Source organism: Bacteroides sp. NSJ-48 (assembly GCF_014287405.1).
GTDB lineage: Bacteria > Bacteroidota > Bacteroidia > Bacteroidales > Bacteroidaceae > Bacteroides > Bacteroides stercoris.
Genome location: NZ_JACOOD010000009.1, coordinates 113,944 through 129,788, shown reverse-complemented (window position 1 = coordinate 129,788; position 15,845 = coordinate 113,944). Strand labels below are relative to the sequence as shown.

General features: G+C 44.2%; 7 protein-coding genes. 1 reads left to right on the top strand and 6 read right to left on the bottom strand.

What is annotated here, in order from left to right:
* Nucleotides 1-139: 139 nt before the first annotated feature.
* A complete protein-coding gene (locus H8S52_RS06495) occupies nt 140-1,270 on the bottom strand; it encodes an alpha/beta hydrolase-fold protein (RefSeq protein WP_186909500.1) in 1,131 nt (376 codons plus the stop codon).
* Nucleotides 1,271-1,578: 308 nt separating this feature from the next.
* Between H8S52_RS06495 and H8S52_RS06490 the strand changes: the two genes are divergently transcribed.
* Nucleotides 1,579-5,415, top strand: coding sequence for a response regulator (locus H8S52_RS06490; protein WP_255469998.1), 3,837 nt, complete (start codon nt 1,579-1,581; stop codon nt 5,413-5,415).
* Nucleotides 5,416-5,483: 68 nt separating this feature from the next.
* Here the strand turns inward: H8S52_RS06490 and H8S52_RS06485 are convergent, their stop codons facing one another.
* The 5 genes from H8S52_RS06485 to H8S52_RS06465 all read right to left on the bottom strand — a co-directional run bounded on the left by H8S52_RS06485 (nt 5,484) and on the right by H8S52_RS06465 (nt 15,764).
* Complete coding sequence (locus tag H8S52_RS06485; RefSeq protein WP_186909499.1) at nt 5,484-7,154, bottom strand: RagB/SusD family nutrient uptake outer membrane protein; 1,671 nt, start codon at nt 7,152-7,154, stop codon at nt 5,484-5,486.
* A gap of 45 nt (nt 7,155-7,199) precedes the next feature.
* Entirely contained in the window at nt 7,200-10,274 is a 3,075-nt protein-coding gene (locus H8S52_RS06480) for a TonB-dependent receptor (protein WP_186909501.1), read from the bottom strand.
* Nucleotides 10,275-10,767: 493 nt separating this feature from the next.
* Nucleotides 10,768-11,772 carry a glycoside hydrolase family 43 protein gene (locus H8S52_RS06475; protein WP_186909498.1) on the bottom strand — a complete coding sequence of 335 codons (1,005 nt, stop codon included), beginning with the start codon at nt 11,770-11,772 and terminating at the stop codon, nt 10,768-10,770.
* Nucleotides 11,773-11,916: 144 nt separating this feature from the next.
* Nucleotides 11,917-14,403 carry a glycoside hydrolase family 9 protein gene (locus H8S52_RS06470; protein WP_186909497.1) on the bottom strand — a complete coding sequence of 829 codons (2,487 nt, stop codon included), beginning with the start codon at nt 14,401-14,403 and terminating at the stop codon, nt 11,917-11,919.
* A gap of 32 nt (nt 14,404-14,435) precedes the next feature.
* Nucleotides 14,436-15,764, bottom strand: coding sequence for a family 43 glycosylhydrolase (locus H8S52_RS06465; RefSeq protein ID WP_186909496.1), 1,329 nt, complete (start codon nt 15,762-15,764; stop codon nt 14,436-14,438).
* Between the last annotated feature and the right edge of the window lie 81 nt (nt 15,765-15,845).

Sequence of the window (15,845 nt, the reverse complement as noted above, 5' to 3'; positions counted from 1 at the left end):
GATTCAGATGCCATAAATTCGGTTTCGAAGATATGGTGATTCTTATTGCTTGTGGATTACACAACTTTAGAATCAGTCACAAAATGAGTCATATAACAAATTAATCTATATAATGTCTATTGATTACCTATTTTCACTATCATTTGAATAGAAGCGGGGCGAATTGATATAGGCTTTCGCGCCATACAGGCCAGGTATGCCCGCCCGGAGTTTCGAAGTATGTATATTTGATGCCTATCTGGTCGAAGCGTTTCATCATTATCTGGCAATTGTTGTAAGCTATGTCTTCTTTACCTCCCATGGAAATCCAAAATTGTTTTAGCTTCGTATTATAGTCGTCTTTTTTATTTTGTAGCATTTTATAATATTTTTCGGTGTCGTTACCCCCTCCAAAAGGAGTAGGATTAGCCCACCAGCCGGAACTAAATACTCCTAAGTAGGCAAAATAGTCGAGGTTGGGGATACCTGCGTTTAAAGTTTGGATACCTCCCATAGAGAGTCCTGCCAGTGCACGGTTGTTACGGTTGGCTTTTACGCGGAAATTTTTTTCTATGAATGGAATGCATTCTTTAAGAAGTTCGTTTTCGAAATCGTTAGTGTTGCCATCTGTCATGACGATAATCATAGGTTCTGCTTTCCCTTTTGCTATTAAATTGTCCATGATGATGTCGGTACGTCCCTGATTAGACCAGCCGCGTTCATCTTCACCCCCACCGTGTTGCAGATAGAGTACAGGGTAAGATTGCGTGGATGTATCGTAGCCGGGAGGACAATATACGAACATACGCCTCCAGCTATTGGCTGTTTTGGAGAAATATCGTTTTATACGGATATCCCCGTGTGGCACATCTGCTATATGGAAACGTGTATCACCATCCGGGTAAGGTATTTCCACGCCACTTGCCATCATACTACATCCGTAGAAAGATTCGCTGGCAGGATCGGCAACGGATACTCCGTCAATAATGAGAAAATAGTAGTGAAAACCTTGTGTAAGCGAGTCGGTAATACAACTCCATTCGCCATTAGTATTGCGTACGAGGTCGTATTTACGACCTAAATCGATTTGTACTTTTTGGGCGTCAGGCGCTTTTATTTTGAATTCTATACGATTGCCGGGTAAAAGGCGTGGGTACGTGGCATTGCGGACATTGAGCTCACTACGTTTGCCGGGCAGTGTAGATTCATCTTGTGTACGGCGGTTAGGTTGTGCCAGGAGAGCTCCTAAACACACGGATTGAAGTAATAGAAAAGTGAAAATTCTGTTCATAAATTCTGTGTTTTTTTGTTGTTGACTTCGCAAAGATAGCTGCATTTCCTACTCTTTTCTTTGTACTTTTAAACACTTTCCTTGCATTTTTAGATAATATAGGTGTGTACGTCCTTTATTTTCTTTAGTTCATTTGATTCTATATGTTGTATAGTTGTGTATTACATACATATTTATTGTTGTATTTTAATTTGTACAAACTTTCAATACGCAATATGTTGTATGTAACAGTATGAGGAAAAACATTTTATTCTTTCTTTTTATATTGTTTATTGTTGTATTATCTTTGTAGTAAAGAATCATAGTATATGAAAAACACTTTATTATTAATATTTGCTTTTCTGTTATCGGAGTTCTCCAATGTAGCAGTGTCCCAGGATTTCGCTTTCTGTAATATTAATAATTTGTCAGGCATTTCCATGCGTGAAGTAACTGCTGTAGTGCGTGATGATGACGGTTTTGTTTGGGCTGCTTCACGTACTGGGGTTTTGCGGGTTGCGACTGACGATTATCAGCTCTACTCGCTTCCATTTACTACGACTGATGTGATGCAGATCAAGATGGCTTGTCGTGGCGGGTTGTTGGTTGTTGCTACTCAAAATGGACAAATATTCCGTTACAACCGTGTATTGAATAAGTTCGACCTCTGGTTTACGTTTTCATCATTATTGGGGAATGAGGATTGGGTTACTAATTTATTAATAGATGTTGATGGAAAAGTATGGATAAGTACTAGTACTGGTATTTTTTTATGGACGGGCGAAGAAATTGTACGGGCATTTGATAATATAGCAGGTATTTCTAATATGACGCTATTGGAAGGTTGTTATGCATTAGCTTTTGTACAATCGTCCATATACCGTATCAATACCCGTAATCGTACGAAAACTAAATTGCAGGGCCATCTTCCTTATATTATATCATCTGCTCGCTATGATGCGCATACCCATCGTGTTTGGATAGGTACCTATAATGCGGGATTGTGGCAGTATGACCTTATCGATCAAATGCTCCGGAAAGCTGCGATTCCACAATTTCCGAAACTTATTGTGCGGGATATTCTGATACCTGATACTACTTCGCTTTGGGTTGGTGTCGATGGTGGCGGTATATGGATACTTGATTCGGAAACTTGTCAAGTACGACAGGTATTACGTGAAAACCTTGATAACCCTTCTTCTTTGCGTGGTAATAGTGTTTACTCCTTGTTGGTCGATGACCACCGGGTATGGACAGCTACTAATAGTGGAGGGTTACAGTATACAGAAATAACACGTTCCAACGTGGAACATTTAGTACATGGTATCAATAATCCGCAATCGTTACATAATAATGAGGTAAACCATATCGTTACCGATAGTCGGGGAAATCTTTGGATTGCGACCAATGACGGTATCAGTCTACGTGAGGCTTATACTCATAGGTGGAAACAGTTATATAGGGGATGCCAGCAGGTATTCTTATCGTTGGCCACTGATAAGAAAGGACGTATTTATGCTGGAACTTATGGTGAAGGACTCTACGTATTGGATGAAACTACAGGTCGTAAACTGCATCATTATACAAGCCGTGATGGCAATATATTCGGTGCGGGTGGTTTTGTGTTTGCAACCTATGTGGACAGCGAGGGCGATGTGTGGATGGGAGGCGTTAAAGGTAATGTATACTGTTGCAATGCCATCGATGGGAAACTTCGGACATATGATACACAACCTGTTTATTGTTTTGCAGAACTTTCACCCGGACAAATTTTATTGGGATGTGCATATGGTTTGCTACTGATGGATAAGGAAACTGGTAAATTAGATATCCTTTTATCTGGTTATACTGTACATGATATTGCTGTTGCAGACCGTATTATATGGGTCTGTACTTCAGGAGGGGTGATAGGTTTGAATATGCATACAGCTGAACAAGTACGCATTACTACACAGCAGGGGTTACCAAGTAATTATACTAAAAGTATACTATTGGCTAACAATAATTTGTGGATAGGTACAGATAACGGATTGTGTTGTTATAATCTTTTTCATAAACAAATACGGACATTTGCTACTCAACCACAGTTAGCAAATGTGTCGTTCAGTGTTAATGCTGCTTGCCAATTGCCTGACGGTCGACTAGCTTTCGGCAGTAACAATGGAGTTGTTTTATTTTATCCCAGCAAAATTAATACAATTCATCCTTCGGGACGTATCTATTTTTCGGATATACATGTATCGGGACGCTCTATTCGGGAAACGGTTGATTTTAATTTATCTGTTCCTATCGACAGTCTTTCTACATTGCATTTGAATTATCCGCAAAACTCTTTTACATTGTCGGTACTTCCGCTAGGATGCGTCAGTAAGTCTGTCTCCTTTTCATGGAGGTTAGTGGGGCAGGATGAAACATGGAGTACTTATACCACTAACCGATATATCAACTATACCAATTTACCGGCTGGAAATTATACGCTTTGTATCCGGTTGTACGATGGTAGCCTGCTGTCACAGCGGCAACTTTCTATTGTTGTTGAGCCTCCATTTTGGCAAACGGTATGGTTCCGGTTATTGGTGGTAACTGTAATCATTAGTTTGCTGTTTCTTGTCATTCGCTATTATGTACAGTATTTGCATCATCGTTACTCTAATGAGAAAATACGCTTTTTTACACGTATGGCACATGATATACGTACTTCATTGATGCTTATTAAAGCACCTATAGAGGAGTTACATAAGGAAAAATCTCTTTCGCAGTGGGGAACCAGGTGTTTAACACTAGCTTCTGAACAAACTGCACGGTTATCCGACACGGTTACTCAGTTGCTTGATTTCGAAAAGCTGGATGTTGGATGCGAACAGCCGTTGTTTACCGACTTTAATCTAACCGATCTCATTAGACGGCGTACCGGAATATATGCTTCATATGCTGCCGGAAAACAAATAGATATTAAGGTTGACCTTATGCCGGAGGATTATTGGGTACAGGCCGATGTGCGTATGCTGGAAAGGGTGGTCGATAACCTGCTTTCCAATGCAGTAAAATATTCTACCTCTGGAGAACTTATTGAAGTGACTTTTACCGGAAAGGCGACTGAATGGGTGCTGCGTGTCAAGGATTATGGTATAGGAATCAGCAAAGCGGCGCAGCGTAAGTTGTTTCATGAGTTCTACCGCAGTGATAATGCAGTGAATGCGCAGATTGTAGGTTCAGGCATCGGCTTGTTGATGACAAAAAGATATATTTCCATTCATGGTGGAAAGATTACCGTAACCAGTGAACTCGGGGTAGGGACTACTTTCGATATTACGGTACCTTTACGGCTTGCTTCCCAAATGAAAACTGCCGATGTGCCCGTAGCAGATAAAATTGAGATGTCTGAAAACGGAGATTTGGCGGTACACGATATGCATATCCTTATTGTAGAAGACAACCATGCTTTATGCGAGTTCATGGTACATCCATTGCGTGAGCATTTTCGTGTAACTACAGCTAATGACGGGCAGCAAGCTTGGGAGATGCTGAATGACTTGCAGCCCGACCTCATTGTTTCCGATGTGGTTATGCCGCGTATGGATGGATTCGAACTTTGCCGTAAAATTAAGTCTACTTACGAAACATCTCATATTCCGGTAATTCTGCTTACTGCCCTTTCCGATAAAACCAACCAATTACACGGATTGGGGCTGGGAGCTGATAATTATTTAGTTAAGCCGTTTGATATGGCGTTGTTAGCAAGTCGCATAACTTCTATCATCCGTAACCGGCGTACAGTGCTTCAGAAAGCTTTGGAAGCAAAGCGCGATGATGTACGTTCTATTGTAGCCAATCGTATGAATGATGAATTTATCAAGAAAGCTGTCGAGTGCGTACGTGCCAATATTGCTAACGAGAACTTCGGTAAAGAAGAGTTTGCCTCTGCCCTTGCTTTGAGTCAGTCTTTACTTTATAAAAAAATAAAGGCACTTACTAATTTATCAGTAGTGGAATTCATTCGTTCTATCCGATTGAACTATGCTGTGGAGAAACTTCGTTCGGGAGAATATAATGTGACGGAAGTGAGTGAGATGTGTGGGTTTAACACATCAGCTTATTTCAGTAAGGTCTTTAAAGAATATTTTGGAAAAACACCTACAGAGGTTATGCAAAACTCTACTTTATAAGTTAAAATTGAGCATGTGATAAAGTAAGAGCTGAACTTCGGGAGGAGTTCAGCTCTTAATCTCACTGTCTATTCACCACTTGGATTTTGCTTTAGATTAGGATTAACGGAAATTGCATCAAATGGGAATGCGAAGTATTCATGCTTGCCTTTTATGAAACCTGTTGTTCCACTGTTGGGATTTGAATACTCTACATAGATACGATGCTTAGGTTCGCCTTTTGTGAAAAATGCATCGTAAGCAGTAGGTATGTTTTTACCATTATCTTTAACACCATCTGTATCGCCCCAACGCACCATATCCGGGAAACGAACTCCTTCAAGCCACATTTCGAAACTCTTCTCTTTTTTTACATCTTCCAATGTAAGTTGAGTAGAAACATAATCGGAACCTGCACGATTTTGAACATCCTGAAGACATTGAAGACCAAGACCATCTGCATCGTCTGTTTGTGCACAAGCCTCAGCATACATCAACAGAACTTCGGCATAACGGAAGATCGTGAGATTTTTGAATCCCCAACTACCTTTTGTGTTATCCTCTTTCCAAGCAACGAATTTATTGGCAAAATATTCTCCAACGCCATAAAGACCTGTCTTGTCCTTAATGCCAATTTGATCGGATGTTTCAAGTTGTGCACGGGTTAATCCCTTGCCTTTGGTTCCATTCCACTCCATTTCGTAGAGAAATTCGTCAGCGGTGAGGAAGGTTGATTTACGGCGATAAGAATCACCGTCATTGGCTAACATACGTGCTGCAAAGTCTTCACGAATGGCATGCCCCCCCCAACCGTCAACACCTATGAATGAAGGCATGGAAGCTAACTTGTCAGTCCGCCAGTTCCAAAATTGGATAAACATCCAGCCTGTACGCTGAATATAGTTACTCCACTCACCGATGTTTGCATTTTCCACCACATTAGCTTGAAAAATCATTTCTTCGCAGAGGTCTCCTGATGTGTGGAATAGATTTGCCCAGCGATTACCGGGTACAAGTTCGTATTTTCTAGATTGGATAACTTGTTTGAGGTTATTTTTTGCACCTGCATAATCTCCCATAAAGAGACGAGCCTTACCTGCGAGGGTAAGAGCAAAGCCCTTGGTAACTTTTGAAGCCCCCACTTTGTCTGTCAGGCTTGTGCGTTCATCAAGGTCATTTACCACAGCTTCTGCCTCTGATGCACACCATTCGAGGAGTTTGTCATGTCCACCTTCATAGTTAGTGGGTTTGATATCTGCTGAGAGAACATGGTCTACTAATGGAGGACAATTCCACCCGATAGCAAGTGTGAAATGTGCCCAAGCACGGAGTGCGCGAGCTTCAGCACATACACGTTTCTTGATGTCCGTAGTAGGTTCTATATTATCAAGAATAAGGTTACAGTCATAAATTACTCCATAAAGTCCCCAATAGGCATTCTTGATAACTTCGTTCTGTGAGTCATAACGAAACTCATTGAGTTGTGCGCCAAAGTCATTGTCGCCATAATAATTACCCGCTGCTAGCATGTCGTCACCGGGTTCATTGAAGAGTACAGGAAGAGCGATGTAAATACCTTCGTTACCAGCAATGTTCAAACAGAATGATTGGTAGAGGTTGTTAAGCGCATTCTGTGCGTCATCATCGGTCTGGTAGAAACTTTCAAATGGGATGACACCTTTTTGCTCAATGTTGAGACGATCCTCACAAGCGCTGAAGAGTAATGTAGCACTTAAAAGTGAATATATAATCTTTTTCATAATGAATATACTTTTTTGAGTTTTTTCAGGTAAAACTTGTCCCGGTTAGAATGAGAAACTTGCACCGAATGAACACTTCTTCATGGTGGGATACGAACCTATGTCGAAGCCAGCACCACCATTTCTGCCTGTGGTTGCAGTTTCAGGATCCATTCCCGGATAACTGGAGAATGTAAAGAAATCGTCCAAAGACACAAAGAAGCGGAGATTCTTGATTGCCACTTTCTGAGTGAGTTTCTTGGGCAAAGTGTAGCCGAGTTGGAGTTGTTTGATCTTGAAGTAAGAACCGTTGAACATAGAAGCGCTTGACCCCCAAAAATTAAGGTCAGTAGCTACTTGGCTCGGTGCAGGCATGGAGGCCCCTTTGTTCTCTGGAGTCCAAGCATTGTCCATATAGTATCTCAATGAGTTGCGTAGCGGGCTGTCTGCACGATAGAGAATGTTGAAAATTTTATTGCCTGCTACGCCGGTACCGAATGCCGTAAAGTCAAATCCTTTGTATTCGAGATTAATAGTAATGCCGTAAGTGAACTTTGGAATGGCACTGCCGATGTCTGTCATATCCTCGTCTGTCAATTCTGAAGAGTTCACAATTTTACCTTCACGATTGCGGAATCGGGGGGCACCAGTTTCGCTATCGACGCCGACATAGTCAAATGCACGGAAGTACCAGATGGAATGCCCTTCTTCAAATGCAGTATGTACTTTGTTGTTTGTGCCGTCTACACCACCTTTGCTGGCTGTAATGCGTGGGAGATCGTCATAAAGGTAAGTTACTTCATTTTTCAATGTAGAGAAGTTCGCATTGATACTGTATGCAAGGTCACCGATATGGTCTTTCCAACCGGCTTCGAATTCAAAGCCTTTGTTATTTACTTTACCAGCGTTTACGGTGGTTTGGTTTGTATAAACCTCGGGAACCGGATTGATTTTTACAAGAAGATCTTTTGTGTTTTTGTTGTAATAGTCAAGACTTACCGTCAGGCGGTCGTTCAGGAAACGCATGTCAAGGCCGAGGTCCAACTGTTCGGATGTCTCCCATTTGAGATTTGGATTGGCGAGTCCAGAAGGATAAGAACCGTAGTATTGTTCGGGGTTGTCTCCGTACTGGTACCAGGCTGCATTGTAGCTAATGGGTGCGGTGTATGGATAGTTGTTGAGCACATTTACATTACCGTTACGTCCCCAAGATGCACGGAACTTCAAGAAGGAGATAATATCGCTGCTGATATTTTCTTTGATGAATTTTTCATTACTGATAGTCCAACCTACGGCCAAAGAAGGGAATTTCCCCCAACGTTTGTCAATTGGCAGTTTGGAAGTATCAAATGCATCAGCACGGTAGTTGAACTGCAAGCTATAACGGTTGTCGAATGTATAGAGCAGACGACCAAAGTAGGAGAGACTGGTTGAAATACCCGGAAGGTTTCCGATGCTTTTTGTTGTAGTTGAAGCTGAATTTACATAGTCGAGATACTTAAAATTATCAGCATCGCCGGAGAGAATTTTATTACCGCCTGTACCGGTTGCTGAAGCTGATACATTATCCGAACGGTCTTCTGTATAGGACATACCGATCATAACGCCTATGTTGTGTTTATCAAATAATGTCTTGTTAAAGTTTGCAAAGTTTTCCCATTGGTAGTAGTGGCTGTTATTAGCGTTGGCCGAGATGGAATAGTTATCGGCTTTGGCTTGTCCGTTCATGTAATAGGGTTCGGAGTAGTCATGGCTATTGCTTTGTGCAATACGGTAGGAAAAACGAGATGTCATTACAAGACCGTCAATGGGAGTCAGATCTACGAAAGCCGTTCCGCGAACGGTGAAACCGGAATTCTTGTAGTTACGGCGGTCAAGCTGGAGGAGTGGATTGCCATTGTCGTCCATTTGGAATTTTGAAGTAGCGTAGTATTTGCCATTCGGGGCAACAAGAATTTTTTCGGGGTTTGTGGCGTATACGTCTTTCATACCTGTGGTAAAATCATCAACGCTATCCCAATATACGGGAGTTAGGGGGTCGAGCAAGAGAGCTGGTGCAAGCATGGAACCATAAGCACTTTGGTGAGTGATGTTGCGGGTTGCCCACTTTTCAATAGAAGTGTTGGTGCCGACTTTTATCCATTTATAGAGTTGATAGTCTGCATTAAGTTGGGCGGTAAGGCGTGTGTAAGTGTCTTTCTTGCCGCGTACAATACCGTCATTGTCAATGTAATTTATAGAAGTAAAAAAATGGCCTTTGTCGTTGCCGTCTTGGAATGTGACAGAGTGTTGGGTAGCCCAGCTAGTATCGAAAACTTCCTTTATCCAGTCTGTTTCTTGCGGATTGTTGTAGTCAACGCCATTAGCTTCACACATAGTTTTCATATCATAACCTGACATTTCTTTGTATTTAATCCAGTCTTTTGCACCGAACAGTTCAGGTGTTTTGCCAAGGCGTTGGTTAATGGCTTTGAAAGAATATGTAATTTTGGGACGACCATTTGCGCTGCTACCAGTCTTTGTTGTAATAAGGACAACGCCATTACCGGCTTGGGCACCGTAGATTGCAGCTGAAGCGGCATCTTTGAGGACTTCCATAGACTCAATCATGGATGGGTCAAGGTATTGGATGTTGTCAACTTTCAAACCATCGACAATCAATAGCGGACCAAGTTGGTCTGAGTTTGATGAATAACCACGAATACGAATCTTCGCTCCTTCACCGGGAGCACCCGATGTGTTCAGAATCTGAACACCGGCAGCCTTACCTTGAAGGGCGGCGCCGGCATCAACTGTTGCTAAGTTTTTAATATCATCTCCACCGACTGAAGCAATTGCTCCTGTAAGGTCGCTCTTACGTTGAACGCCATAACCTACAACAACTACTTCATCAAGCACTTTTAAGTCCTCTTGCATACGGATATCAATTTTGTTACGACCATTGACATTGATTGTCTGTGTCTTGTAACCTACAAAAGATACGGTAAGGGTCGCGTTGCTATTCTGTAACGAGATAGAGTAGTTACCATCCATATCGGTAATACATCCGTTGGTCGTTCCATTTTCAAGAATAGCAACACCAATCATTGGTTCAGAATCATTAGCTGAGACAACAGTACCTTTAACTAGGGTTTGTGCCATTGCTGAAGTGCAACAGAAAACAACAAACGCCAGTAAAAACAAAACTCTTGTTTTCATAAGCATAGAATTGGTAATTTTTAATGAGTTAATTAGTATTAGATTTGTAATGTAGATATCTACAACATCTTCATTTGTAGAACTTGTTAATTGCACTTTTTCTTCTTTTTAATGTTTTTTCATTGGCAAAGTGTTTTTTTATAGTTTAATAAAAGTAAATAATGAAATTTATTATATAATATTATTGATGTAGCAAAAATGTACGCCTATAAATATTATAGCTTAATGCGCAGATTTGTAAATATTTGTATTGGAAATTGCTAATCTAGAAGATAAAGTTGAAACGTAAATACTGTCATTAGTTCTCATTTGATTATTAGCCTGAGAATCCATCCCACCTGATATGAGAAAGGAGATTCTTTATCGCTCCACTCTTCTGAATGATAGAATGCACGGTTTATCAGAACTTTAATTTTACCTTCTAGATTAGTGAAAGTTATTTCGATACTCCTTCTTTAGTCTGCACCACCGGCTGCATCGTTCCGTCCGGATTATAATGTAACTCGTCCACACATACGCTGCGTCGTCCTATTGCTCCGGCATGTCCGTCAAGGGTCAGGACAGCGTTGTGGTAGAACAGATACCATTGTCCCTGGAACTCTATAATTCCCGGATGAATGGTGAAGCTGTTTTCTGCCATACCGGTCAGTTCGCCTTGCGGTGTCCACGGACCCTCCATGTTGGGAGCGGTGGCATAAGATATATTCTCGCGACCTTGTCCGAAGGATGCATACGTAAGGTAATACAAGTCTCCGCGTTTATGAAGCCAGGGACCTTCTACGTATCGGGGCAGGTCTACCACCTCGATATCGCCGTCGATTTCGGTAAGGTTAGGCTTCAACTTGGCAAGGAAACAAGTTCCGTTTCCCCAAGAAAGCCAGGCTTGCCCATTCTCATCTATTAAGGCGGTGGGGTCTATGTCGTTCCACCAGCCGCGCGGACCGTTGGGAGTCATATCGTCGGTAACGAGCGGCTTTCCGATTGCATCGGTGAAAGGCCCTGTGGGGGAATCGCTGACAGCTACGCCGATTGCCTTGCTGTTATAAGGCTCGCCGGCTTGTACGGTAGTATAATAATAGAATTTGCCGTTATGCTCTATCACCTGTGCTGCCCATGCCTCACCTATGCCCCATTTAAAGTCCGTGGGTTTCAGTACGACACCGTGATCGGTCCATGTCTGCATGTCTTTCGTAGAGTAACAGAGCCATTCGGTGATGTTGAATTCCTTACCGCCGTGGGCAGTGTCCTGGCCTTCGTAATATTCGTCGTGCCCTACATACAGATAGAGTGTGCCATTGTGTACGAGCGGAGCCGGGTCTGCCGTAAACTTGTCTTTAACAAGCGGATTACCCGTGTTGCGGAAGGTAGGCAACTTGGGTTGTTGTGCGCATCCTGCCAATAGGCAAATGGCACTGAAAATAAAAAGTAAATTCTTTCTCATATGTATTATTTTATTAATAGTATAATCAAACTCTTTGGCATGATACCCGATGCAAAAATAGGCCTGCAACGTACTTGCCGGCTTATATTTTTAGATATTCAGTTTACAGTATTAGGTATATATCGGAAAAATATAAGCCGTTTTCTATTCCAGTAACCGGTTCACCGCATGAACCAGATAGATATAATCGGGAGCCAGTGGGATAACATACTCATTCTCGCTCCAGTGAAACTGGTAGTCGTCCCGGTTCTCCGGGAAGTCCGGTTTCAGCAGGCGGATACCCGGTACGATACCGCCGGGGATGAACGAGTGATCGGCACGGTTATTACCATAAGCCACCCTCTTGGGCTGGGCGCCTACTCCCGATACGAACGAACGGTTATGGTAGGGGTGGCAGCCGTAGATATAGTTTAAATTGCGGAATACCAGCTCCGGGCTGCCCAGTTCGGGGAACAACTTAAGAATTTGGTAATTGATGATACCGTTGCGAAGTATCATGGCATTGCCGGCCCAACTGTTCAGGCTGATGCCGATACCGAACGGATTTAGCGTTTCCAGCTTGGTCTGCTGCGCTATATATGCCTTTATTTGCGGTTTTACCTGCTGTTTGAAAGTATCGTCCATGAAGGGTGCCAGGCGGACGATGAGTGCAGCGTTCCGGTTAAATTGTCTGGTAAGTTCAGGAAGCAACTCGTCTACCCGTGCTTTATACATGGCATTGCCGGTGGCACGCCACAACTCGAAGGCAGCGTGGCATTCAGAGGCGGTGAGCTGCTGGAAGCGGTTGAAAGGCGTCGGGGACTCTTCCTCTTTGCCGGCTTTGCGGTTGTGCTCGTCTTTCCAGATAAACTCCGCTATCCGCAAAGCCTCGCTAGCGAGCGAAGGGTTGAGGGCAGGCAAAACACGTGCTGAGGCAGCTAGTGCGGCAGCAGTTCCGTAATTGAGGGCAGGTGTACGGTTGGTGAACGCCATGCGGTCGTCTGCGTTGCCCGCAGTACCGTCGGTCTTGGTTACGGCATCGCCCAAGTGGCGGTATTGGTACAGGTGCGATTCGTTGATGCCCGGAATGGCATATCCGATAGCGTTGACCTGTGCGGCGAGCTGCAATACGCCATGCTCTATTTGCTGCAATACGTCAGGCTTGCCGTCGGGTAGGTGTATCTCGGTATAATGTGCCTGTTGGTCGACAGTCGTTTCATCGTGGGCGGGAGCGAACTCTTCCCAGATATCTGTCAATGACTGCACGGTTTGCTGCTGCGAGGGCGTCTGGATGTCGAAATCGCCGGCATCGAACCAGCCGCCTACATTCAGTCCGGGGATATGCTGTCCGGGTTTGAACCTGTTGTCCGTGCTGGCGCCTTGGCTCCAGCCGTCCCAGTGCGAATAGTTCACCGGTGCTTGGCGGGCGTCGTCCAGATGAGCGGCACCATGCCATACGCGGTAAGCTTCACGAACGAACATATGGTCCATTTGTACCGGCATAAAGACATCCAGCGTAGGATACCAGGCACGCTGGTACACATTGGCATCGATTGGGAACGGGCCGCTTGTCTGGTCGCCGTAAGCCAGTTTGTAGATACCCGGTTCCTCTACCTGCGAAAAGTCGAATTGCAGGTAATTATAGCGGGTGTACATACCCCATATTACCGGTTTGCTCGATAAGGCAGCCGTCAGCGAGCCGTCTGCATTGACCTTGTAAAGCGTGATGTCCGAAAGCGGCTTGTCGTTCTTGTCCAGTTCTATCACGGCCATTTTCTGCTGTGCAGGATGATAACCCACTTGTGAATAACTGATAGTGGGAGTACGCAACCAGCGGGTATTGGTTTCGGCCTGTATGAACCATTCGGCTATCTTGCCGGTTTTGCCTGCCGGCAGCAACGTGCGCACAACGAAAGTACCGTTTTGCTGTTTGTTGCGCCCATCAAAAAGCATCAGCTTGCTGTCCGGTAGCGTGGTACGGATAGTGATATGTTTCGACGGAGCATCGGGAGCTATCTCGATTACCGTACCGGCAGCCATTGGCGTCGGCTCCACAATACCGTTGATAACGGTCATGTTGTCGGCTGCCGAGGTGGGGAATAGTCCCGGCCTGTCGTCCATTAAGTAAGAGTGTCCGAAGAATACGGGCGGAAAGAACTCCATGTTTAGTCCGGCCACCCCTACGAGCGAGTCGGGCAGTACCTTGTCTGCCGATACGCTGAGGTAGAAACCGCCGTCGCGTGCTTCTCCGGTCAGCGTATATGCAAAGGCATACTGGGGATATTCCAGGCTTACATCAATGCGCTTGGCCGCTTTGTCCACGGTACGGTTTATGAATACGGGCAATTTGTCCCACTGCCCCGGGGTAGGGTTGAGGCGGACATCACCGTTGGTAGCGGTGCGCAGTCCGTGATGAATGATTTCGACGGCGCTTATTTTGGAATCGTCGAACATAGCATCGTACTTATTGCTGAAAACAAAATAATTCAGTCCGCGGGTTTCGAAATAACTGGAGTCATTCAGCATCAGGTCGTTGACTTGGGTGAAGGAAGGAGAACCGTCTTGCCTACAGGCGCCGAACAATGCGAACCCTATGAGCGGTAAGATAACCTTGCCATATAATAAGGAAAAGAGCGAATAGCGTTTTTTCATGAAATGCTGATATTAAAAAGATTTGTACTATGTTATTCGAAACTTATCCAGTCTACTGCCACCGGATGTTCTCCGGTAAGAATGGTTTTCAAACTTTGGACACCTTTGGGCGCATTGCGTACACTTGTGCTTATTTCCGCCCATTGCCCGGTTGGTTTTACGGACAGAACGGCGATTGTCACCCCTTTGTCTCCGATAGTTTGTAAGGTTATCGTGCCTCCTTTTTCTGAACGTACGCGTGCTTTGAGCCGTTTTACGGGTGCAGTGCCGAAGTCGACATTGTTGTACACCGCCCACGTGTCTGTCCTGTGGAATAAAATCTGCCATCCCTGGAATGTGTCTGTCGGGTCCAAGTAGTCTATGGACACTCCGTAAGGACTTATTGCAGAGTAGCGGTCAAGCTGGATTTTGCTGCGTGCATCAGTCATGCCCACTCCACGCAAGGTTGGCTTCACCTTTTTGATAGTACCGTCTGTGTTGAAGAAAAGTGAGTCGATACGTACCGAACGGTTCTTGTCGAAGTTGGGAGAATAATCGTTATGATGATAGAAAAGATACCACTGGCCGTTGTATTCCGTAATGGAGTGGTGATTGGTCCAGCAGCCGACAGGTGATTCGTCCATGATAATTCCTTTGAAAGTGAACGGTCCCATAGGGCTGTCTCCCATGGCATAAGCCAGGTTTTCGGTCTTGTCCTGTACCCAGGGGAAAGTGAAGTAATATTTGCCGTTGCGTTTGAATACATATGGTCCTTCCTTGAAGCCTTCGGGCAGCCCTTGAACCTGTATAGGTTCGGAGGCAAGCTCCTTCATGTTTGGCTTTAGTTTGGCAACCGACATACCGCGTCCCGACCAATAAATATACGCTTCTCCGTCGGTATCTACAAGGACGCAAGGGTCGATGCCGGATATGCCTTTTATGGGTTCGGCTTCTGGTGTGAAAGGTCCTTCCGGGTTGTCGGCGGTAGCTACGCCGATGTTGAAGCCGCGCCTGCCCTTACCTTTGGGCGTACTGGGAAAGTAGAAGTAATATTTTTCGTTTTTATATACACACTCGGGAGCCCACATGGAGTAGGAGTCGGGCTGTACCCAGGGAATTTCGTTTTGGGAGAGAATAACTCCCAGGTCAGTCCAGTGGGTCAAGTTGGTCGAGGTAAATACATGATAGTCGGCCATGCAGAACCATTCTTTCAGATGTTTTACTGGGCTGGGTATGTCGTGCGAAGGGTAGATATATACCTTACCGTTGAATACCCGTGCCGTGGGGTCGGCAGAAAACTGGTTCCTGATAACCGGGTTCTGTGCCTGAAGCATACCGGTTGTGGCAGCTGCCGTAGCGAGTAGAAGGAAAAGTTTTTTCATAATATTATTTAATTGTTGTACACCACAAATGTAGCGGGAGAACACGCTTTTTTCTTGCACTTTTGGATACGACTTTTATAC